Annotated in this window: 26 protein-coding genes; 25 read left to right on the top strand and 1 reads right to left on the bottom strand. The window is 68.4% G+C overall.

The features are described 5' to 3' along the window. The 24 genes from rpsQ to glmM all read left to right on the top strand — a co-directional run bounded on the left by rpsQ (position 1) and on the right by glmM (position 16,271). Entirely contained in the window at positions 1-306 is a 306-nt protein-coding gene (gene rpsQ / locus ATC03_RS15275) for a 30S ribosomal protein S17 (protein WP_067878910.1), read from the top strand. 32 nt (positions 307-338) lie between these two features. Continuing rightward, complete coding sequence (rplN, locus tag ATC03_RS15270) at positions 339-707, top strand: 50S ribosomal protein L14 (RefSeq protein WP_067878906.1); 369 nt, start codon at positions 339-341, stop codon at positions 705-707. A gap of 3 nt (positions 708-710) precedes the next feature. Beyond that, positions 711-1,070: a 50S ribosomal protein L24 gene (rplX, locus tag ATC03_RS15265; protein WP_067878903.1), complete on the top strand. Its 360-nt coding sequence runs from the start codon at positions 711-713 to the stop codon at positions 1,068-1,070. Further along, positions 1,070-1,657: a 50S ribosomal protein L5 gene (gene rplE, locus ATC03_RS15260; protein WP_067878900.1), complete on the top strand. Its 588-nt coding sequence runs from the start codon at positions 1,070-1,072 to the stop codon at positions 1,655-1,657. The genes rplX and rplE overlap by 1 nt, the downstream gene beginning before the upstream one ends. A 168-nt stretch (positions 1,658-1,825) precedes the next feature. Continuing rightward, positions 1,826-2,224, top strand: a complete 399-nt coding sequence (gene rpsH / locus ATC03_RS15255; protein WP_067878897.1) for a 30S ribosomal protein S8 — start codon at positions 1,826-1,828, stop codon at positions 2,222-2,224. Between the two features lie 4 nt (positions 2,225-2,228). Beyond that, positions 2,229-2,765: a 50S ribosomal protein L6 gene (rplF, locus tag ATC03_RS15250; protein WP_067878889.1), complete on the top strand. Its 537-nt coding sequence runs from the start codon at positions 2,229-2,231 to the stop codon at positions 2,763-2,765. A 2-nt stretch (positions 2,766-2,767) separates the two neighbouring features. Then, positions 2,768-3,127, top strand: a complete 360-nt coding sequence (gene rplR, locus ATC03_RS15245) for a 50S ribosomal protein L18 (RefSeq protein ID WP_067878886.1) — start codon at positions 2,768-2,770, stop codon at positions 3,125-3,127. Positions 3,128-3,153: 26 nt separating this feature from the next. Next, a complete protein-coding gene (rpsE, locus tag ATC03_RS15240) occupies positions 3,154-3,825 on the top strand; it encodes a 30S ribosomal protein S5 (RefSeq protein WP_227820122.1) in 672 nt (223 codons plus the stop codon). Next, complete coding sequence (gene rpmD / locus ATC03_RS15235; RefSeq protein WP_055860148.1) at positions 3,825-4,010, top strand: 50S ribosomal protein L30; 186 nt, start codon at positions 3,825-3,827, stop codon at positions 4,008-4,010. Before rpsE ends, rpmD begins: the two co-directional genes overlap by 1 nt. Next, a complete protein-coding gene (gene rplO / locus ATC03_RS21050; protein ID WP_074401073.1) occupies positions 4,010-4,681 on the top strand; it encodes a 50S ribosomal protein L15 in 672 nt (223 codons plus the stop codon). The genes rpmD and rplO overlap by 1 nt, the downstream gene beginning before the upstream one ends. Positions 4,682-4,797: 116 nt before the next feature. Continuing rightward, positions 4,798-6,117 (top strand): preprotein translocase subunit SecY, encoded by a 1,320-nt coding sequence (gene secY / locus ATC03_RS15225; RefSeq protein WP_067878878.1) that lies wholly within the window; start codon positions 4,798-4,800, stop codon positions 6,115-6,117. Next, positions 6,114-6,746, top strand: coding sequence for an adenylate kinase (locus ATC03_RS15220; protein ID WP_067878876.1), 633 nt, complete (start codon positions 6,114-6,116; stop codon positions 6,744-6,746). Before secY ends, ATC03_RS15220 begins: the two co-directional genes overlap by 4 nt. Positions 6,747-6,797: 51 nt before the next feature. Further along, a complete protein-coding gene (gene map, locus ATC03_RS15215; RefSeq protein WP_067878874.1) occupies positions 6,798-7,580 on the top strand; it encodes a type I methionyl aminopeptidase in 783 nt (260 codons plus the stop codon). 191 nt (positions 7,581-7,771) lie between these two features. Then, positions 7,772-9,433 carry a phosphoenolpyruvate--protein phosphotransferase gene (gene ptsP, locus ATC03_RS15210; RefSeq protein ID WP_067878872.1) on the top strand — a complete coding sequence of 554 codons (1,662 nt, stop codon included), beginning with the start codon at positions 7,772-7,774 and terminating at the stop codon, positions 9,431-9,433. Positions 9,434-9,592: 159 nt separating this feature from the next. Continuing rightward, positions 9,593-9,814: a translation initiation factor IF-1 gene (gene infA / locus ATC03_RS15205; protein WP_011186713.1), complete on the top strand. Its 222-nt coding sequence runs from the start codon at positions 9,593-9,595 to the stop codon at positions 9,812-9,814. A 68-nt stretch (positions 9,815-9,882) separates the two neighbouring features. Beyond that, entirely contained in the window at positions 9,883-9,996 is a 114-nt protein-coding gene (gene rpmJ / locus ATC03_RS15200) for a 50S ribosomal protein L36 (protein WP_047561540.1), read from the top strand. Positions 9,997-10,168: 172 nt separating this feature from the next. Continuing rightward, the gene (gene rpsM, locus ATC03_RS15195) at positions 10,169-10,549 is read left to right on the top strand and encodes a 30S ribosomal protein S13 (protein WP_055860129.1); all 381 of its coding nucleotides are present in this window, start codon (positions 10,169-10,171) and stop codon (positions 10,547-10,549) included. Between the two features lie 32 nt (positions 10,550-10,581). Beyond that, the gene (rpsK, locus tag ATC03_RS15190) at positions 10,582-10,980 is read left to right on the top strand and encodes a 30S ribosomal protein S11 (RefSeq protein ID WP_067878870.1); all 399 of its coding nucleotides are present in this window, start codon (positions 10,582-10,584) and stop codon (positions 10,978-10,980) included. A 175-nt stretch (positions 10,981-11,155) separates the two neighbouring features. Continuing rightward, positions 11,156-12,142 (top strand): DNA-directed RNA polymerase subunit alpha, encoded by a 987-nt coding sequence (locus ATC03_RS15185; protein ID WP_055860115.1) that lies wholly within the window; start codon positions 11,156-11,158, stop codon positions 12,140-12,142. A 51-nt stretch (positions 12,143-12,193) separates the two neighbouring features. Next, the gene (gene rplQ, locus ATC03_RS15180; protein WP_067878868.1) at positions 12,194-12,712 is read left to right on the top strand and encodes a 50S ribosomal protein L17; all 519 of its coding nucleotides are present in this window, start codon (positions 12,194-12,196) and stop codon (positions 12,710-12,712) included. Positions 12,713-12,834: 122 nt separating this feature from the next. Then, positions 12,835-13,773, top strand: coding sequence for a tRNA pseudouridine(38-40) synthase TruA (gene truA / locus ATC03_RS15175; protein WP_084003546.1), 939 nt, complete (start codon positions 12,835-12,837; stop codon positions 13,771-13,773). A 135-nt stretch (positions 13,774-13,908) separates the two neighbouring features. Next, a complete protein-coding gene (rplM, locus tag ATC03_RS15170) occupies positions 13,909-14,355 on the top strand; it encodes a 50S ribosomal protein L13 (protein WP_067878866.1) in 447 nt (148 codons plus the stop codon). A gap of 41 nt (positions 14,356-14,396) precedes the next feature. Then, positions 14,397-14,882 carry a 30S ribosomal protein S9 gene (rpsI, locus tag ATC03_RS15165; protein WP_067878864.1) on the top strand — a complete coding sequence of 162 codons (486 nt, stop codon included), beginning with the start codon at positions 14,397-14,399 and terminating at the stop codon, positions 14,880-14,882. Between the two features lie 21 nt (positions 14,883-14,903). After that, positions 14,904-16,271, top strand: a complete 1,368-nt coding sequence (glmM, locus tag ATC03_RS15160; RefSeq protein WP_067878861.1) for a phosphoglucosamine mutase — start codon at positions 14,904-14,906, stop codon at positions 16,269-16,271. 138 nt (positions 16,272-16,409) lie between these two features. Here the strand turns inward: glmM and coaA are convergent, their stop codons facing one another. Further along, positions 16,410-17,315, bottom strand: coding sequence for a type I pantothenate kinase (gene coaA / locus ATC03_RS15155; RefSeq protein WP_067882353.1), 906 nt, complete (start codon positions 17,313-17,315; stop codon positions 16,410-16,412). Between the two features lie 184 nt (positions 17,316-17,499). Here coaA and glmS point away from each other — a divergent pair, with 184 nt between their 5' ends. Then, positions 17,500-19,350, top strand: a complete 1,851-nt coding sequence (gene glmS, locus ATC03_RS15150) for a glutamine--fructose-6-phosphate transaminase (isomerizing) (protein ID WP_067878859.1) — start codon at positions 17,500-17,502, stop codon at positions 19,348-19,350. Positions 19,351-19,362 lie beyond the last annotated feature (12 nt).

Raw genomic sequence — 19,362 nt, 5'->3', positions numbered from 1 at the left:
ATGGCTGAGACCAAGAAGGCTGCTGCAGCCGAGGTCGCCGAGTCGGCCGAACTCGTTCGCGGGTACCGCAAGGTTCGTCGTGGGTACGTCGTCAGCGACAAGATGGACAAGACCATCGTCGTCGAGGTCGAAGACCGCGTGAAGCACCCCCTGTACGGCAAGGTCATCCGCCGTACCTCGAAGATCAAGGCGCACGATGAGGCGAACTCCGCCGGCATCGGCGACCTCGTCGTGATCTCCGAGACCCGCCCGCTCTCCGCCACGAAGCGCTGGCGCCTCGTCGAGATCGCCGAGAAGGCCAAGTAAGCCTCTGGCTTGCTTGAGAGAAGGAGAGAACTGTGCTTCAGCAGGAATCACGAGTCAAGGTCGCCGACAACACCGGCGCCAAGGTGCTGCTCACCATCCGCGTGCTCGGTGGGTCGAAGCGTCGCTACGCCGGCCTGGGTGACGTCATCGTCGCCACGGTCAAGGACGCGATCCCCGGCGGCAACGTCAAGAAGGGCGATGTGGTCAAGGCCGTCATCGTCCGCACCGTCAAGGAGACCCGTCGTCCCGACGGTTCCTACATCAAGTTCGACGAGAACGCCGCGGTGATCCTGAAGAACGATGGTGACCCTCGCGGCACCCGTATCTTCGGACCGGTCGGTCGCGAGCTTCGCGACAAGAAGTTCATGAAGATCATCTCGCTGGCACCGGAGGTTATCTAAGTCATGGCCAACATCAAGAAGGGTGACCTCGTTCAGGTCATCTCGGGCCGCAGCCAGGCACGCGGCGGAGACCGCGGCAAGCAGGGCAAGGTCATCGAGGTGCTCGTCGCCGAGAACCGTGTCGTCGTGCAGGGTGTGAACTTCATCACCAAGCACGTTCGCGTCGGCCAGACGCAGCGCGGTACGAAGACCGGCGGCATCGAGACCCACGAGGCTCCGATCCACGTCTCCAACGTCGCGCTCGTCGACCCCGAGACGAAGAAGCCGACCCGCGTCGGCTTCCGCGAAGAGCAGATCACGAAGGACGGCGTCACCAAGACGGTCCGCGTTCGTTACGCAAAGAAGTCAGGCAAGGACATCTGATGACCGATACGGCTACGCAGGCTGGCAAAATCCAGCCGCGCCTGAAGACCAAGTACCGCACCGAGATCGCCAAGGCCCTCACCGAGGAGCACGGCTACACCAACGTGCACCAGGTTCCGGGTCTCGTGAAGATCGTCGTGAACATGGGTGTCGGCGAGGCCGCACGCGATGGCAAGGTCATCGACGGTGCGATCGCCGATCTCACCAAGATCACCGGTCAGAAGCCCCAGGTCACCAAGGCCCGCAAGTCCATCGCGCAGTTCAAGCTGCGCGAGGGCCAGGCCATCGGCACGCACGTCACGCTGCGCGGCGACCGCATGTGGGAGTTCCTCGACCGCCTGCTCTCGCTCGCGCTGCCCCGCATCCGCGACTTCCGCGGCCTCTCGGACGCCCAGTTCGACGGCAACGGAAACTACACGTTCGGTCTCACGGAGCAGTCCGTGTTCCACGAGATCGACCAGGACAAGATCGACCGCGTCCGCGGCATGGACATCACTGTGGTGACCACGGCCAAGACCGACGCCGAGGGCCGCTCGCTGCTCAAGCAGCTCGGCTTCCCGTTCAAGTCGAACGAGTCCGCTCAGTAATTCGTAGTAAGCTCTACGGGTTTGTGCCATCGCCGGCGGGCCTCGGAGTCATCCGAGGCCCAGCCGGCACCGGCGTACCGGCGGGTCGCATCCGCGTCCCGCCACCACCACAGGTCAGCACTCGTGTAACGGGTGCTGAAACCTGGTGAACGTAAGGAAACATCTGCAATGACGATGACCGACCCGGTCGCTGACATGCTGACCCGCCTTCGCAATGCGAACTCGGCGCACCACGACTCCGTGACGATGCCGAACTCCAAGCTGAAGTCGCACATCGCCGAGATCCTCACCAAAGAGGGCTACATCACCGGCTTCGAGATCACCGACGCTCGCGTCGGCACTGAGCTCACGCTGACCCTCAAGTTCGGCCCGAACCGCGAGCGCTCGATCGTGGGCATCAAGCGCGTCTCGAAGCCCGGCCTCCGCGTCTACGCGAAGTCGACCGAGATCCCCAAGGTGCTCGGCGGCCTCGGCGTCGCGATCCTGTCCACCTCCAGCGGTCTTCTGACCGACCGCCAGGCCGAGAAGAAGGGCGTGGGTGGGGAAGTCCTCGCCTACGTGTGGTAATTCCATGTCACGAATCGGACGACTCCCCATCGACATCCCCGCGGGTGTCGAGGTCAAGGTCGACGGCTCCGCCGTCAACGTCAAGGGCCCCAAGGGCGAGCTCTCGCTCACCGTGGCTTCGCCCATCGAGGCAAAGGTCGAGGCGAACCAGGTTCTGGTGACCCGTCCCGACGACGAGCGTTCTTCGCGTTCGCTGCACGGCCTGACCCGCACGCTCATCGCGAACCAGATCATCGGCGTCACCGAGGGCTACTCCAAGGGCCTCGAGATCGTCGGTACCGGTTACCGCGTCGCGCAGAAGGGCACCGCGATCGAGTTCGCGCTCGGTTTCTCGCACCCCGTCACCGTCGAGGCGCCTGCTGGCATCACGCTGACCGTCGAGGGCAACAACAAGCTCACGGTCGCCGGCATCGACAAGCAGGCCGTCGGCGAGACCGCCGCGAACATCCGCAAGATCAAGAAGCCCGAGCCCTACAAGGGCAAGGGCATCCGCTACGCCGGCGAGGTCGTGCGTCGCAAGGCCGGAAAGTCAGGTAAGTAATCATGGCTGTGAAGACCAAGACGGCTGCGCGTTCGCGCCGCCACACCCGCCTTCGCAAGAAGGTCGTCGGCACCGAGCTGCGCCCGCGCCTCGTCGTCACCCGTTCGGCCCGTCACGTGTTCGTGCAGGTCGTCGACGACAGCAAGGGCCTGACCGTGGCCAGCGCCTCGACCATGGAGGCAGACCTCCGTGCGTTCGACGGTGACAAGACCGCCAAGGCCAAGAAGGTCGGCGAGCTCGTCGCAGAGCGCGCGAAGAAGGCCGGCGTCGAGTCGGTCGTCTTCGACCGCGGCGGCAACAAGTACGCCGGTCGTGTCGCAGCGATCGCCGATGGAGCGCGAGAGGCAGGGCTCAACCTGTGAGTGAGAACACCGTTAAGGAGACCGAGGTGACTGCGGAGGCACCCGTCGAGACGGCTGCTGCCTCCGAGCCGGCTCGCAACGAGCGCGACAACCGCCGTGGCGGCGGTCGCGACCGCAACCAGGGTGGCCGCGACCGCGGTGGCCGCGACGCCGAGAAGAGCCAGTTCCTCGAGCGCGTCGTGACCATCAACCGCGTGTCGAAGGTCGTCAAGGGCGGCCGTCGCTTCAGCTTCACGGCGCTCGTCGTCGTGGGCGACGGCAACGGCCTCGTGGGTGTCGGCTACGGCAAGGCCCGCGAAGTCCCGACCGCGATCTCGAAGGGCGTCGAGGAGGCGAAGAAGAACTTCTTCCGCGTCCCGCGCATCGGCGCGACCATTCCCCACCCCGTCCAGGGTGAGGCTGCGGCCGGCGTCGTGCTCCTTCGCCCGGCATCGCCCGGTACCGGTGTCATCGCCGGTGGTCCCGTGCGTGCCGTGCTCGAGTGCGCCGGCATCCACGACGTCCTGAGCAAGTCGCTCGGGTCGTCGAACACGATCAACATCGTGCACGCCACGGTCGAGGCGCTCAAGCAGCTCGAAGAGCCGCGCGCCGTCGCCGCCCGTCGTGGTCTCGACTACGACGAGGTCGCACCGGCCCGTCTGCTGCGTGCCGAGGCTCAGGCGGCAGAGTCCGCCGCAGCAGCGAAGGCAGGTGCCTGATGGCCAAGCAGCTCAAGGTGACCCAGATCAAGTCCAAGGTGAGCGAGAAGCAGTACCAGCGTGACACGCTGCGCAGCCTCGGACTCAAGCGAATCGGCCAGTCGGTCGTGCGTGAGGACAACCCGCAGAACCGCGGCTACGTCAACACGGTCGCGCACCTCGTGAAGGTTGAGGAGATTGACTAATGGCTGACGAGAAGATCGACGCCACCGCAGAAGCCCCCAAGAAGGCTCCCGCGAAGAAGGCTGCGGCCAAGCCCGCCGCTGAGAAGGCCGCAGCTCCCAAGGCTGCTGCCGCGAAGAAGGCACCGGCCAAGGCCGCTGCTGCGAAGGCCGACGACGCGGCCGCCGAGAAGGCTCCCGCGAAGAAGGCTCCTGCCAAGAAGGCGGCCCCCAAGGCGGACGTCGCCGAGAAGCGCGAGCAGGTTCTGAAGGTGCACCACCTTCGTCCCGCTCCCGGTGCCAAGAAGGACAAGACCCGCGTCGGACGCGGTGAGGGTTCCAAGGGCAAGACGGCAGGTCGCGGCACCAAGGGCTCGAAGGCCCGCAACAACATCCGCCCCGGTTTCGAGGGTGGACAGCTTCCGTACCACATGCGTGCGCCGAAGCTGCGCGGCTTCAAGAACCCGTTCCGCGTGGAGTACCAGGTCGTGAACCTGGACAAGCTGGCCGAGCTCTACCCGAAGGGCGGCGATGTCACCATCGCCGACCTCGTCGAGAAGGGCGCCGTTCGCAAGAACGAGCGCGTGAAGGTTCTCGGCAACGGCGACCTTCAGGTCAAGCTCAACGTCGCCGTCGACAAGGTCTCCGGCTCGGCTGAGCAGAAGATCGTCGCCGCCGGCGGCTCGGTCAAGTAGGACCAAAGCACCACATCCGGTCAGAGCCTGTCGGGACCTCGCGTATGATTCACGGGGGTCTCGACAGGCTCGAGCCATATTTGGACTGACTCCATGACGGAGCAACAGGAGGACGAGTGTTCAACGCCATCGGGCGGATCTTCCGCACGCCGGATCTTCGCCGCAAGCTCGGGTTCACGCTGGGCATCGTCGCCCTGTTCCGACTCGGCTCGTTCATCCCGGCGCCGTTCGTGGATTTCGGCAACGTGCAGGCCTGCCTCGCGGCCAGCCAGAGCACCACGGGCCTCTACGAGCTCGTCAACCTGTTCTCGGGCGGTGCGCTGCTCCAGTTGTCGATCTTCGCGCTGGGCATCATGCCGTACATCACGGCGTCGATCATCGTGCAGCTCCTGCGCGTGGTCATCCCCCACTTCGAGACCCTCTACAAGGAGGGCCAGTCGGGTCAGGGCAAGCTCACGCAGTACACCCGCTACCTGACGATCGCCCTCGGCGTGCTGCAGTCGACCACCCTGATCACGGTCGCTCGGTCCGGCGCGCTGTTCCCGTCGGGCGACCCGTCGTGCTCGCAGCTGATCACGAACGACGCCTGGTACGCGATCCTGCTCATGGTCATCACGATGACCGCCGGTACCGGCCTCATCATGTGGATGGGCGAGCTCATCACCGAGCGCGGCATCGGCAACGGCATGTCGCTCCTCATCTTCACGTCGATCGCCTCGACGTTCCCCGGCTCGCTCTGGTCGATCGCGCAGGCTCGCGGCCTCGACACCTTCTTCGTCGTGCTCGCGGTCGGACTCCTGGTGGTCGTCGCGGTCGTCTTCGTCGAGCAATCGCAGCGACGCGTCCCGGTGCAGTACGCGAAGCGCATGGTCGGCCGCCGCACGTACGGCGGCAACAACACGTACATCCCGATCAAGGTGAACATGGCCGGCGTCGTCCCCGTGATCTTCGCCTCGTCGCTGCTGTACCTGCCCGCGCTCATCGCCCAGTTCAACCAGCCCGCTGCAGGCGATGAGCCACAGGCCTGGGTCGTGTGGATCACGAACTACCTGACCAAGGGCGACCACCCGCTCTACATGCTCCTGTACTTCCTGCTCATCGTCGGATTCACGTACTTCTACGTCGCGATCACCTTCAACCCCGACGAGGTGGCCGAGAACATGAAGAAGTACGGCGGCTTCATCCCGGGCATCCGAGCCGGGCGTCCCACGGCCGAGTACCTCGACTACGTGCTCACGCGCATCACGCTGCCCGGTTCGCTGTACCTCGGTCTCATCGCGCTCATCCCGCTCATCGCCCTGAGCCTCGTCGGCGCCAACGCGAACTTCCCGTTCGGCGGCGCGTCGATCCTCATCATCGTCGGCGTCGGCCTCGAAACGGTGAAGCAGATCGATGCGCAGCTGCAGCAGCGCCACTACGAAGGGCTCCTCCGATGACGGCGAACCCCACTGGTTCCGCACGCTTCCTGATCGTCGGCCCGCAGGGCTCGGGCAAGGGCACTCAAGGCGTCCTCGTCGCAGAGGCGTTCGGCGTTCCGCAGGTCGCGACCGGCGACATCTTCCGCGCGAACGTGTCGGGCGGAACGGAGCTCGGCAAACGTGTGCAGGCCATCATCGAGGCCGGAGACCTGGTTCCCGACGCCCTGACGAGCGAACTCGTCCGCGACCGCCTCGCCCAGCCTGACGCCGCGGCCGGCTTCCTGCTCGACGGCTACCCGCGCAACCGCGGCCAGGTCGACGACCTCGCCGAGTTCCTCGGCGGACGCGGTGAGGGCCTCGATGCCGTGATCGAGCTCGAGGTGCCCCGCGAGGAGAGCATCACCAGGCTGCACGACCGCGCGGTCAAGCAGGGGCGCACCGACGACACCGAAGAGGTCATCGCGAACCGGCTGGCCATCTACGAGCGCGAGACCGCACCCATCCTCGACGTCTATCGCGCGCAGGACCTGGTACTGGCCATCGACGGCGTCGGCACGCTCGATCAGGTCACGCAGCGGATCTTCGACGCGCTCGCGAGCCGGGGCCTCATCGCCCAGGGTTCCGGCGGCAACGGCGCGGCTGCCTGACCCGGCGTGTTCCGGCGTTCGATCTACAAGTCCGCGGCTGAGCTGCGGGCGATGCGCCCGGCCGGCGCCGCCACCGCAGCGGCGCTGGCCGAAGCGCGTCGGCTGATCGCGCCGGGTGCGACCGGGCTCGAACTCGACAACGCTGCGGAGCGAGTCATCGAAGGGCTCGGCGGTCGCTCGAACTTCAAGCTCGAACCCGGCTACCGCCACACGCTCTGCGTCTCGGTCGACGACGACGTGGTGCACGGCATCCCGACCGATCGGCCGTTCCGCCCGGGAGACATCGTCTCGGTCGACGGGGGAGCCGAGGTCGACGGCTGGAACGGCGACGCGGCATTCAGCGTCGTGATCCCCGACCCCGCCAGACCCGAGCTCGTCGCTGCCCGCACCACGCTCGCCGAGGTGACCGAGGGCTCGCTCTGGCGCGGCATCGCGGCGCTCGCGACCGCCCGCAGGCTCAATGAGGTCGGCGACGCCATCGAGGAGTTCATCGAGGATGCCGGGGAGTACGGCATCCTGACCGACTTCGTCGGCCACGGCATCGGTCGGTCGATGCACGAGGAGCCACCGGTCTTCAACTACCGCGTCGATCGTCGCGGCCCTGCCGTGCGACCCGGACTCGTGGTGGCCATCGAACCCATGATCGTGGCCGGCTCGATCGAGACGTTCATCCGCGACGACGGATGGACCGTGACGACGTCGGACGGCGCCGACGCCGCCCACTGGGAGCACTCGATCGCCGTGCACGACGGCGGCGTCTGGGTGCTGACCGCCGAGGACGGCGGCGCGGCGGGCCTCGCGCCCTACGGCATCACGCCGGTGCCGATCGCCTGACCGGAATCGCCGGACTCGATCAGGACCACTGTCGGGATCGATCGCCCGTGCAGACCGGCAGCACCGACCGCACCGAAGGGTCCGTCTTCGCCGGCCGGGGGCTGTCTCCGCCGCCGCGCCGCTGGGTAGGGTGAAGGCGGGGGAGCGGACACGCTCGCGACGAGGTCGAACCGCGATGGGGAGGGCGACGCATGCAGCTCAGGGGAACCGGTGTCGGGGCCGGCATCGCGATCGGCCCGGTGCTCCGCATGGCCGATCCACTGCCCGAACCGTCCGAACTGACGAGTGACCGCTCACCGCAGGATGAGTGGGTCAGGGGCAGGGAGGCGCTCGCGGCGACCGCGGCCGATCTCGCGGCGCGCGGCGCCACCGCAGGAGGCACCGCGAAGGACGTGCTCGAGGCGCAGGCCCTCATGGCCGCGGACCCCTCGCTCGGCACCGAGGTCGAGAACCGGGTCATGGCCGGCGCCACCGCGGAGCGCGCGGTCTTCGAGGCGTTCGCGGGGTACCGGGACCTGCTCACGGGCATGGGGGGTTACCTCGCCGAACGGGCCGCGGATCTCGACGACGTCTCGCAGCGCGTGCGTGCCCACCTCGCCGGCGTGCCGGCGCCCGGCGTGCCGTCGCCGGGACATCCGTTCGTCCTGGTCGCCCGCGACCTCTCACCCGCCGACACCGCGACCCTCGATCTCGCCCAGGTCAGCGCGGTCGTGACCGTCGACGGCGGGCCGACCTCGCACACGGCGATCCTCGCGCGGGAGAAGTCGCTCGTCGCGGTCGTCGGCGTGGCCAGCGCGTGGTCGCTCGCCGACGGTGATCGCGTCATCGTCGATGCGGGCCGCGACACCGTCGTGGCGGCGCCGACGCCCGACGAGCTCACCGACGCCGAGCATCGCATCGCCGAGAGGGCGGCGACCGCCGCCGCGCCCATCGAGCCAGGCCGTCTCTCAGACGGCACGCCGGTGCCGTTGCTCGCGAACCTCGGTTCCGCCGATGGAGCAGCGGAGGCCGTCCGTCTCGGCGCGGAGGGCGTCGGGCTCTTCCGCACGGAGTTCCTGTTCCTCGATGCCGATCGCGCGCCGACCGTCGACGAGCAGAGATCGGAGTACGTCCGTCTCCTCGAGGCGTTCCCGGGTCGCAAGGTCGTCGTGCGGGTGCTCGACGCCGGCGCCGACAAGCCGCTCTCCTTCGTGAACGACGATGCCGAGCCGAACCCGGCGCTCGGGCTCCGCGGCATCCGTGCACTCCGCGCGGCCGAGCCGGTGCTGCGGGACCAGCTCACGGCGCTGGCGCAGGCCGAGGCCGAGACCTCGGCCGAGCTGCAGGTCATGGCCCCGATGGTCGCGACGGTCGAGGAGACGCGCTACTTCGCCGACCTCGCGCACGAGCTCGGCATCCGGGTGGCGGGCGTGATGGTCGAGACGCCGGCGGCTGCGCTGATCGCGGACCGGGTGCTCGCGATCGCCGAGTTCGCGTCCATCGGCACGAACGACCTCACGCAGTACACGATGGCCGCCGACCGGCTGCTCGGAACGGTCGCGGGGTTGCAGGATCCGTGGCATCCGGCGGTGCTCAGGCTGATCGGGGAGGTCGGAGCCGCCGGCGCGAAGGCGGGCAAGTCCGTCGGGGTGTGCGGCGAGGCCGCCGCCGACCCCCTCCTCGCGGTCGTGCTCGTCGGGCTGGGCGTGACCTCGCTGTCGATGTCGCCGTCGGCGATCGCCGATGTCCGTGCGTCGCTGCTCGGCTACGACCGTGCGGATGCCGAGCGCCTCGCCCGTGCGGCCCTCGCCGCCGAGGGTGCCGCCGAGGCCCGACAGGCGGTTCGGATCGCCGTGGAGGCGCCGAGCGCGTGATCCGGCCCCGGTTCGCTTAATCGCCCGGGATGTCGTAAAGTTGACCCTTGGTGCTCTGCACGTGCGCCTTGGCATGCCCGACGTCTCGTCGGGCATGACGGGTCGACACCGAGCATCATCGCACGACCAGCATCCCAAACTCCAAGCGATAGTGAGGCTATGGCCAAGAAAGACGGCGTCATCGAGATCGAGGGCTCGGTCATCGAGGCTCTCCCGAACGCGATGTTCCGGGTTGAGCTCACGAACGGGCACAAGGTTCTCGCACACATCTCAGGCAAGATGCGTCAGCACTACATCCGAATCCTCCCCGAGGACCGCGTGATCGTCGAGCTGAGCCCCTACGACCTGACGCGCGGACGCATCGTCTACCGCTACAAGTAACGCTTGCTGGAAAGTAACGGCCTGCGGCATCCCACGGGCACGAAGACAGCGAAACCAAGGAAACACTCATGAAGGTCAACCCCTCAGTCAAGCCCATCTGCGACAAGTGCAAGGTCATCCGCCGCCACGGCAACGTCATGGTGATCTGCGAGAACCCGCGCCACAAGCAGCGCCAGGGCTAGTCAGAAGACTTTCGAACCCCTGCTCCGGCAGGGTTCGTCCCCATAACTGAACACTGCATATCGGCAACACCAGAACCGCGACATCCTCGGATGCCGCGGGGACACCTCGGGGCGGAGGCCCGGGCACCGGTGTTGCTCCACACCTCCACTTCGAAAACAGGAGAAGCCGAACATGGCACGTCTTGCAGGAGTCGACATCCCGCGCGAGAAGCGCGTGGAGATCGCACTCACCTACATCTACGGCGTCGGCCGCACTCGCGCGCTGGAGACGCTCGCGGAGACCGGTATCGACGGGAACATCCGCGTCAAGGACCTCAGCGACGACCAGCTGGTCGCCCTGCGCGACTACATCGAGGGCAACTACAAGGTTGAGGGTGACCTTCGCCGCGAGGTCGCCGCCGACATCCGCCGCAAGGTCGAGATCGGTTCGTACGAGGGCATCCGCCACCGTCGTGGTCTCCCGGTCCGCGGTCAGCGCACCAAGACCAACGCTCGTACCCGCAAGGGCCCGAAGCGCACCGTCGCCGGCAAGAAGAAGCCCGGCCGCAAGTAACCGCTCGTCGCCAGATCTAGGAGATTTCACACATGGCAGCATCCAAGGCGGCTACTCGCAAGCCGCGCAAGAAGGAAAAGAAGAACATCGCCGTGGGCCAGGCCCACATCAAGTCGACGTTCAACAACACGATCGTCTCGATCACCGACACCTCCGGTGCCGTGATCAGCTGGGCCTCCTCCGGTGGCGTCGGCTTCAAGGGTTCGCGCAAGTCGACCCCGTTCGCCGCGCAGCTCGCCGCAGAGTCGGCCGCCCGCCAGGCGCAGGAGCACGGCATGAAGAAGGTCGACGTCTTCGTCAAGGGTCCGGGTTCGGGCCGCGAGACCGCGATCCGCTCGCTCCAGGCCGCAGGCCTCGAGGTCGGCAGCATCAACGACGTGACGCCCCAGGCTCACAACGGCTGCCGCCCGCCCAAGCGTCGCCGCGTCTAAGCACTCCTCGTCGGTCGAGTAGGGCGCCCGCGCCCGGATCGAGGGCTCGCGGCATCCCGCGGGCCTCGATCCGGTCCCGAAGGGCCTGCTCGACCGGCGACACGCACTCTCACAACTCAAGATCCTCGAACTCGCAGGTGTCATATAGCGGACACCCTGCCGAAAGGAATCCACAGTGCTGATCGCACAGCGTCCGACGCTCACCGAAGAGAACATCTCGGAGTTCCGTTCGCGTTTCGTGATCGAGCCCCTCGAGCCGGGCTTCGGTTACACCCTGGGCAACTCGCTCCGGCGTACGCTCCTCTCGTCCATCCCCGGTGCGGCCGTCACCAGCATCCGCATCGACGGCGTGCTGCACGAGTTCTCGACCGTTCCCGGTGTGCGTGAGGACGTCACCGAGATCATCCTGAACATCAAGAACCTGGTCGTCTCGAGCGAGCACGACGAGCCCATCACGGCATACCTGCGCAAGCAGGGTGCGGGCGAGGTCACCGCTGCGGACATCTCCGCTCCGGCCGGCGTCGAGGTGCACAACCCCGAGCTCGTCATCGCCACGCTCAACGAGTCGGCGAAGTTCGAGCTGGAGCTGACGATCGAGCGCGGCCGCGGCTACGTCTCGGCCAGCCAGAACCGCAACGAGTACTCCGAGGCCGGCCAGATCCCGGTCGACTCGATCTACTCGCCGGTCCTGAAGGTCACCTACCGCGTCGAGGCCACCCGTGCCGGCGAGCGCACCGACTTCGACCGCCTCGTGGTCGACGTCGAGTCGAAGCCCGCCATCAGCCCGCGTGACGCCATCGCGTCGGCGGGCCGCACCCTCACGGAGCTGTTCGGTCTCGCTCGCGAGCTGAACGTGGCCGCCGAGGGCATCGAGATCGGCCCGGCGCCGGTCGACGCCGTGCTCTCGAGCGAGCTCTCGATCCCGATCGAAGACCTCGACCTTTCGGTGCGCAGCTACAACTGCCTCAAGCGCGAGGGCATCAACACCGTGTCCGAGCTCGTCGCCCTCTCGGAGTCGCAGCTCATGAACATCCGCAACTTCGGTCAGAAGTCGGTGGATGAGGTCAAGGACAAGCTCACCGAGATGGGTCTTTCGCTGAAGGACTCCGTCCCCGGATTCGACGGGGCCCACTTCTACACGGGCTTCGAAGAAGAGAACTAATCCTTCCTTCGCGCCCGCCGCACTGACCCCCACTACTGGAGATAACGAACCATGCCGAAGCCCACCAAGGGCCCCCGCCTCGGAGGCGGACCCTCGCACGAGCGGCTCATGCTCGCCAACCTGGCTGCTGCGCTCTACACGCACAAGTCGATCACCACGACCGAGACCAAGGCGAAGCGCCTTCGTCCGCTCGCCGAGCGTCTCATCACGTTCGCCAAGCGCGGCGACCTGCACGCGCGTCGTCGCGTGCTCGCCGTGATCGGCGACAAGGCTGTCGTCCACGAGCTGTTCACGATCATCGCTCCGCAGGTCGCCGACCGTGAGGGCGGCTACACCCGCATCACGAAGATCGGCAACCGCAAGGGCGACAACGCGCCCATGGCGGTCATCGAGCTCGTCCTCGAGCCCGTGACCCCGAAGGTGCGCGCCGCCAAGCCCGCCGCCGCCGCGCCGGTCGCCGAAGAGGCGCCCGTCGCCGAGGCCGAGGAGACCGTCGAGGTCGCCGAGGTCGAGGAGACCGCTGAGGTCGCCGACGAGGCTCCCGCCGAGGAGTCCGCCGACGCCAAGTAGTCGACGCTGCTGTTCGAAAGGCCCCGGTGCTGTGCGCCGGGGCCTTTCGGCGTCCCCAGTGCAGGGCGCAACCGGTCGTCGGTGGCGCGGAGCAGCATGCGGCTCGTTCTAGGCTTGTCGCCATGGGTGCGGTCGGCGAGCAGACGGTTGCGGTCGCGGATACCGCGGCCGAGGCATCCGTCGTCCGTATCCGGCTCGGCATCGCCTACGACGGAACCGAGTTCAACGGGTGGAGCCGGCAGCCGACACAGCGCACGGTGCAGGGTGTCATCGAGGAGGCGCTCGGGACGCTCTTCCGGCGCACCGGCGCCGTGCCGCGCCTCACGGTCGCGGGGCGAACCGACGCCGGCGTCCATGCGCGCGGCCAGGTCGCCCATCTCGACGTGCCGGAGCGGGCGCTCTCGACCGTGGTGCGGCCGCGCCGTGGTCATGACGGAGAGCGGACCGGGCCGGCGGCCGTGCTCGCGCGCCGGCTGACGGGCATCCTCGGGGCCGACGCCGACGTGGTCATCACGGCCGCCGACATCGCTCCGGCGGGCTTCGACGCGCGGTTCTCGGCGATGTGGCGCCGCTACGAGTACTGCGTGGCGGACCTGGCCGCGCTGCGCGACCCGCTCGCCAGGCGCGCGACGGTCGCGTACCCCCGAACGCTCGACGTCGAGGCGATGAACGCCGCCGCGGGCTCGCTGCTCGGCCTCCACGACTTCGCCTCGTTCTGCAAGCCCCGCGCGGGGGCCACGACGATCCGCACCCTCCAGCACTTCGGATGGGAACGGCGGTCCGACGGCGTGCTCGTCGCCTCGCTGCAGGCGGACGCGTTCTGCCACTCGATGGTGCGGGCGCTCGTCGGCGCGTGCGTCGCCGTGGGGGAGGGGCGGCTCGATGCATCCGACCCTCTGGCCCTGCTGCGTGCGACGGAGCGCACGAATGCATTCAAGGTGATGCCCGCCAAGGGGCTCGTGCTCACCGAGGTCGGCTACCCCGCCGACGACGAGCTCGAGGCCCGTGCGATGCTGACCAGGGCCCGCCGCGAATTGCACGTGGACGGGGTCATCGGCTAGGCTGTTTCTTTGGTGCCGCCATCTGCGCCGGCACCCGAAGTTGAGCCCTCCACCGGGCGGCTCGTCCGCATCGCGGTCGAACACCCACGGAGTGGGATTCACGAACCCCTCACTCGATCAGAAAGCAGCACGATAGTGACGCGCACCTACACCCCCAAGGCGAACGAGATCCAGCGCGACTGGGTCATCATCGACGCCACCGACATCGTTCTCGGCCGTCTCGCGAGCCACACCGCAGCCCTGCTGCGCGGCAAGCACAAGCCGACCTTCGCCAACCACATGGACACCGGTGACTTCGTCATCATCGTCAATGCCGAGAAGGTGGCCCTCACCGGCCAGAAGCTCCTCCAGAAGAAGGCCTACCGCCACTCGGGCTACCCGGGCGGCCTCAAGGCCATCGGTTACGCCGAGCTCCTCGAGAAGAACCCCGTCCGCGCCGTCGAGAAGGCGATCCGCGGCATGCTCCCCAAGAACTCGCTCGGTCGTGCCCAGCTGAAGAAGCTGAAGGTGTACGCAGGCGCGGAGCACCCGCACGCGGCGCAGCAGCCCACGCCGTACACCCTCACCCAGGTCGCCCAGTAATTCCGGCACCCTCGACGTTCTCGAAAAGGATTCACACCACCATGGCGAAGATCGCAGACCAGCTCGACGCGGCTCCGGAGAGCTACACCACCGAGAGCGCCCCCGCGGCGGCTCCCACCACCCCCCGTGCCGTGCTCAACGTGTCCGGCGCAGCCGTCGGCCGCCGCAAGCAGGCCATCGCGCGCGTGCGCGTCGTTCCGGGCGCCGGCAACATCACGGTCAACGGCCGTGAGTTCGCCGCGTACTTCCCGAACAAGCTGCACCAGCAGCTCATCACCGACCCGTTCACCGTGCTCGAGCTCACCGGCTCGTACGACGTGATCGGCAAGATCACCGGCGGCGGCCCCTCGGGCCAGGCAGGCGCACTGCGCCTCGCGATCGCTCGTGCACTCAACGAGATCGACCGTGAGAACAACCGCCCGGCGCTGAAGAAGGCCGGCTTCCTGACCCGTGACGCTCGCGTCATCGAGCGCAAGAAGGCCGGTCTCAAGAAGGCCCGCAAGGCTCCCCAGTTCTCGAAGCGCTGATCCAGCGCTCCGGAACTCCGAATGCCTCGGCTCTTCGGAACTGACGGGGTCCGGGGCCTGGCCAACCGTGAACTCACGGCTGACCTGGCCCTGGGCCTCGCTCAGGCGGCTGCCGCCGTGCTCACGCAGGGCAGGCACGCCGATGAACTCCGCGCGGCGGGTCGACGACCCGTCGCCGTGGTGGCGCGCGATCCGCGCGTCTCCGGTGAATTCCTCACCGCCGCCGTCTCGGCCGGCCTCGCGAGCTCCGGTGTCGACGTCCTCGACGCCGGGGTCATCCCGACTCCCGCCACGGCCTTCCTCATCGACTCGATCGGCGCCGATTTCGGCGTCATGATCTCGGCGTCGCACAATCCCGCGCCCGACAACGGCATCAAGTTCTTCTCGTACGGCGGCACGAAGCTTCCCGACGAGGTCGAGGACCGCATCGAGTCCTACCTCGGTCGACAGAAGCTCGCCCCGATCGGCGGCGGCGTCGGCCGCATCCGCCGGTTCGCCGACGCCGAGGACCGCTACGTCGTGCACCTGCTCGGCACGCTGCCGAACCGGCTCGACGGCATCCACGTCGTGCTCGACTGCGCGCACGGCGCTGCCGCGGGCGTCTCGCCCGAGACGTTCCGCGACGCCGGCGCGAAGGTCACCGTGATCGGGGCCGACCCCGACGGCATGAACATCAACGACGGCGTCGGGTCGACGCACCTCGATCACCTCGCGGCCGCCGTGCTCGAGCACGGCGCCGACCTCGGCATCGCGCACGACGGCGACGCCGACCGCTGCCTCGCGGTCGACGCCGACGGCAACGTCATCGACGGCGACATGATCATGGCGATCCTCGCCGTGGCCATGCACGAGCGCGGTGCGCTCACCGACGACACCCTCGTCGTGACCGTGATGTCGAACCTCGGCCTGCGCCGGGCCATGGCCGATCGCGGCATCCGCGTCGTCGAGACCAAGGTGGGCGACCGGTACGTGCTCGAGGCCCTCGCGGCCGAGAAGCTGGCGCTGGGCGGCGAGCAGTCGGGGCACGTCATCATGAGCGAGTTCGCGACGACCGGCGACGGCGTGCTCACCGGCCTGCACCTCGTGGCCGAGATGGCCCGCACCGGCAAGTCGCTCGCCGAGCTCGCCTCCGTCATGACCGTCTACCCCCAGGTGCTCGTCAACGTCCGCGGCGTCGACCACCACGCGCTCGCCGGCGACGAGACCATCGCGGCCTCGGTCGCCGAGGTCGAGGCGGAACTGGGCGACACCGGGCGCGTGCTGCTGCGCCCGTCGGGCACCGAGCCGATGGTGCGCGTCATGGTCGAGGCGCGCAGCCAGGACGATGCCGAGCGCCATGCCGCGACCCTTGCAGAGGTCGTCAAGGCGCAGCTCGCGCTCGACGCCTGAACCGCACGGTCGAACGGATGTCGGGTGCGGCCCCACCGGTGACGGTGCGGGTCGCCGCGGCATCCGTTCGTCGTATCGGGCCGCAGCGCAGGCGGAACCGCCGCGTTCACCGCCGCGTGCCGTACGGCCCCCAGCGCGTCAGAGCTTGCGGAGCAGCACGGTCGACACGGTGTGATCGGCGCTCTTGCGAAGCACCAGCGACGCCCGTGAGCGGGTGGGACGCACGTTCTGCAGCAGGTTCGGCTCGTTGATGCTGCGCCAGATCTCGCCGGCGCGGGCGCGCGCCTGCTCCTCGGTGAGACTCGCGTAGCGGTGGAAGTACGAGCGCGGGTTGGTGAACGCGCCGCGCTGGAGCTTCAGGAAGCGCTCCTCGTACCAACGGGCGATGTCGCTCGTGCGGGCATCGACGTAGATCGAGAAGTCGAAGAGGTCGCTCACCGCGAGCCGATGGCCGGGGCCCGGCGGCTGCAGCACGTTCAGGCCCTCGACGATGAGCACGTCGGGGCGGCGCACGGTGATCTGCGCGTCGGGCACGATGTCGTAGGCGAGGTGCGAGTAGAACGGCGCGCGCACCTCGGGGGCGCCCGCCTTGACTTCGCTGACGAACCGCAGCAGGGCGCGTCGGTCGTAGGACTCGGGGAAGCCCTTGCGCCCCATGAGCCCGCGCCGCTCGAGCTCGGCGTTCGGGAAGAGGAAGCCGTCGGTCGTGATGAGCTCGACGCGGGGCGTGTGCTCCCAGCGCGCGAGGAGCTCGCGCAGCACGCGCGCGATGGTCGACTTGCCCACCGCGACCGACCCGGCCACGCCGATGACGAACGGCGTGGACTCCACGCGCTCCCGCAGGAACTCGCCCGTCGCGTTGCGCAGGGCCTTCGTGCCGCCCACGTACAGGTTCAGCAGGCGGCTGAGCGGCAGGTAGACCTCGGCGAGCTCATTCATGTCGAGCGGTTCGCCGAGGCCGCGCAGCTGCACGATCTCGGTCTCGCTGAGCGGGGCCGGCACCGATGGAGCGAGTGCCGACCAGTCGGCGCGGGGGAGCTCCATGAACGGGGAGATCTGCGCGATCGGAGTCGACGAGGTCTGCGGGTCCGGCACCTCGACAGTCTACTGTCGGCCGCGCGTGGTGCCGCGGCCGCTGACCCGCGCGTTCCCACCGCGCCGGGCTGCGGCATCCGTGGTCGAAGGAGGCGAGGCGGGGTGCGCAGCCGCGCGACGTAGAATCGACCCCATGTGTGGAATTGTCGGTTACGTCGGGCAGCGCAGCAGCGTCGACGTGCTCATGGGAGGCCTGAAGCGCCTCGAATATCGCGGTTACGATTCGGCGGGAGTGGCCATCGTCGATGACGACGGCGCGATCGAGACAGCAAAGAAGGCGGGCAAGCTCCAGGTGCTCGCCGACGAGCTCCAGGCGCACCCGCTCCATGTGGGTCGCACGGGCATCGGCCACACGCGGTGGGCGACCCACGGCGGCCCGACCGATCGCAACGCGCACCCGCACCTCGGCGACGAGGGGCGGCTCGCGCTGATCCACAACGGCATCATCGAGAACTTCGCGGAGCTCAAGCAGGAGCTCGTCGACGAGGGCTTCGCGTTCGAGTCCGAGACCGACACCGAGGTGGCCGCCGTGCTCCTCGGCCGCGAGGTGCGCCGCACGGGCGACCTCCGCCAGGCGTTCCAGCAGGTCGTGAACCGCCTCGAGGGCGCATTCACGCTGCTCGCCGTGCACCGCGACGCCCCGGGTCTCGTGGTCGGCGCCCGCCGCAACTCGCCGCTCGTGATCGGGCTCGGCGAGGGCGAGAACTTCTTCGGGTCGGATGTCGCGGCCTTCGTCGAGTACACGAAGCGCGCCGTGGCGATCGGCCAGGACCAGATCGTGGCGATCACGGCCGACGAGGTCGCGGTCACCGACTTCGACGGCTCGCCCGTCGAGGTGGAGCCGTTCGAGGTCGCGTGGGACGCGTCGGCCGCCGAGAAGGGCGGGTGGTCCTCGTTCATGCGCAAGGAGGTCGCCGAGCAGCCCGACGCGGTCGCCAACACGATCCGCGGTCGCATCGTCGACGGCGAGGTGCACATCCCCGAGCTCGAGTCGTTCGGCGACGACGAGCTGCGCGGTGTCCGTCGCATCACGGTCGTGGCGTGCGGCACGGCGTCGTACGCCGGCCAGGTGGCGAAGTACGCGATCGAGCAGTGGGCGCGCGTGCCCGTCGAGGTCGAGCTCAGTCACGAGTTCCGCTACCGAGAGCCGGTGATCGACGACGGCACGCTCGTGCTCTCGATCAGCCAGTCCGGCGAGACGATGGACACGCTGATGGCCGTGAAGTACGCCCGCGAGCAGGGTGCGCGCACGATCTCGATCTGCAACACGCAGGGTGCGACGATCCCGCGCGAGTCCGACGCGGTCGTCTACACGCACGCGGGTCCCGAGGTCGCGGTCGCGTCGACGAAGGCGTTCGTGGCGCAGATCACGGCCCTTTACCTCTTCGGCCTGCACCTCGCGCGCGTGCGCGGCACGCTGGCGCCCGAGGCGCTGGCCGACGCGCTCGCCGAGCTGCAGGCGATCCCGGCGAAGATCGAGACCGTGCTCGGCCAGTCCGAACGCGTCGCCGAGCTCGCCCACTGGATGGCGGACACGCGCTCGGTGCTGTTCCTCGGTCGCCACGTCGGGTTCCCGATCGCGATGGAGGGTGCGCTGAAGCTCAAGGAGCTCGCCTACATCCACGCCGAGGGATTCGCGGCCGGCGAGTTGAAGCACGGCCCGATCGCCCTCATCGAGCCCGGCCAGCCGGTCTTCGTGGTCGTGCCGAGCCCGCGCGGGTCGGCGAACCTCCACCCGAAGGTCGTCTCGAACATCCAGGAGATCCGCGCTCGCGGTGCTCGCGTCATCGCGATCGCCGAGGAGGGCGATGCCGCGGTGCTGCCGTACGCCGACGAGGTCATCCGCATCCCGCTCGCCGCGCCGCTCTTCGAGCCGCTGCTCGCCGTGGTGCCGCTCCAGGTGTTCGCGATGGAGCTGTCGCAGGCCAAGGGCCTCGACGTCGACCAGCCGCGCAACCTCGCGAAGTCGGTGACGGTGGAGTGACCCGGTTCGGGG

The sequence above is a fragment of the Agromyces aureus genome (assembly GCF_001660485.1).
Classification (GTDB): Bacteria; Actinomycetota; Actinomycetes; order Actinomycetales; family Microbacteriaceae; genus Agromyces; species Agromyces aureus.
This window is presented reverse-complemented; position numbering and strand designations above follow the sequence as displayed.

Excerpts from the sequence above, each read along its gene's own strand:
- rpsQ (WP_067878910.1), top strand. The coding sequence starts at position 1 with ATGGCTGAGACCAAGAAGGCTGCTGCAGCCGAGGTCGCCGAGTCGGCC.
- rplX (WP_067878903.1), top strand. The coding sequence starts at position 711 with ATGGCCAACATCAAGAAGGGTGACCTCGTTCAGGTCATCTCGGGCCGC.
- rplE (WP_067878900.1), top strand. The coding sequence starts at position 1,070 with ATGACCGATACGGCTACGCAGGCTGGCAAAATCCAGCCGCGCCTGAAG.
- rpsH (WP_067878897.1), top strand. The coding sequence starts at position 1,826 with ATGACGATGACCGACCCGGTCGCTGACATGCTGACCCGCCTTCGCAAT.
- rplF (WP_067878889.1), top strand. The coding sequence starts at position 2,229 with ATGTCACGAATCGGACGACTCCCCATCGACATCCCCGCGGGTGTCGAG.
- rplR (WP_067878886.1), top strand. The coding sequence starts at position 2,768 with ATGGCTGTGAAGACCAAGACGGCTGCGCGTTCGCGCCGCCACACCCGC.
- rpmD (WP_055860148.1), top strand. The coding sequence starts at position 3,825 with ATGGCCAAGCAGCTCAAGGTGACCCAGATCAAGTCCAAGGTGAGCGAG.
- rplO (WP_074401073.1), top strand. The coding sequence starts at position 4,010 with ATGGCTGACGAGAAGATCGACGCCACCGCAGAAGCCCCCAAGAAGGCT.
- ATC03_RS15220 (WP_067878876.1), top strand. The coding sequence starts at position 6,114 with ATGACGGCGAACCCCACTGGTTCCGCACGCTTCCTGATCGTCGGCCCG.
- map (WP_067878874.1), top strand. The coding sequence starts at position 6,798 with ATGCGCCCGGCCGGCGCCGCCACCGCAGCGGCGCTGGCCGAAGCGCGT.
- ptsP (WP_067878872.1), top strand. The coding sequence starts at position 7,772 with ATGCAGCTCAGGGGAACCGGTGTCGGGGCCGGCATCGCGATCGGCCCG.
- infA (WP_011186713.1), top strand. The coding sequence starts at position 9,593 with ATGGCCAAGAAAGACGGCGTCATCGAGATCGAGGGCTCGGTCATCGAG.
- rpmJ (WP_047561540.1), top strand. The coding sequence starts at position 9,883 with ATGAAGGTCAACCCCTCAGTCAAGCCCATCTGCGACAAGTGCAAGGTC.
- rpsM (WP_055860129.1), top strand. The coding sequence starts at position 10,169 with ATGGCACGTCTTGCAGGAGTCGACATCCCGCGCGAGAAGCGCGTGGAG.
- rpsK (WP_067878870.1), top strand. The coding sequence starts at position 10,582 with ATGGCAGCATCCAAGGCGGCTACTCGCAAGCCGCGCAAGAAGGAAAAG.
- rplQ (WP_067878868.1), top strand. The coding sequence starts at position 12,194 with ATGCCGAAGCCCACCAAGGGCCCCCGCCTCGGAGGCGGACCCTCGCAC.
- truA (WP_084003546.1), top strand. The coding sequence starts at position 12,835 with ATGGGTGCGGTCGGCGAGCAGACGGTTGCGGTCGCGGATACCGCGGCC.
- rpsI (WP_067878864.1), top strand. The coding sequence starts at position 14,397 with ATGGCGAAGATCGCAGACCAGCTCGACGCGGCTCCGGAGAGCTACACC.
- glmM (WP_067878861.1), top strand. The coding sequence starts at position 14,904 with ATGCCTCGGCTCTTCGGAACTGACGGGGTCCGGGGCCTGGCCAACCGT.
- coaA (WP_067882353.1), bottom strand. The coding sequence starts at position 17,315 with ATGGAGCTCCCCCGCGCCGACTGGTCGGCACTCGCTCCATCGGTGCCG.
- glmS (WP_067878859.1), top strand. The coding sequence starts at position 17,500 with ATGTGTGGAATTGTCGGTTACGTCGGGCAGCGCAGCAGCGTCGACGTG.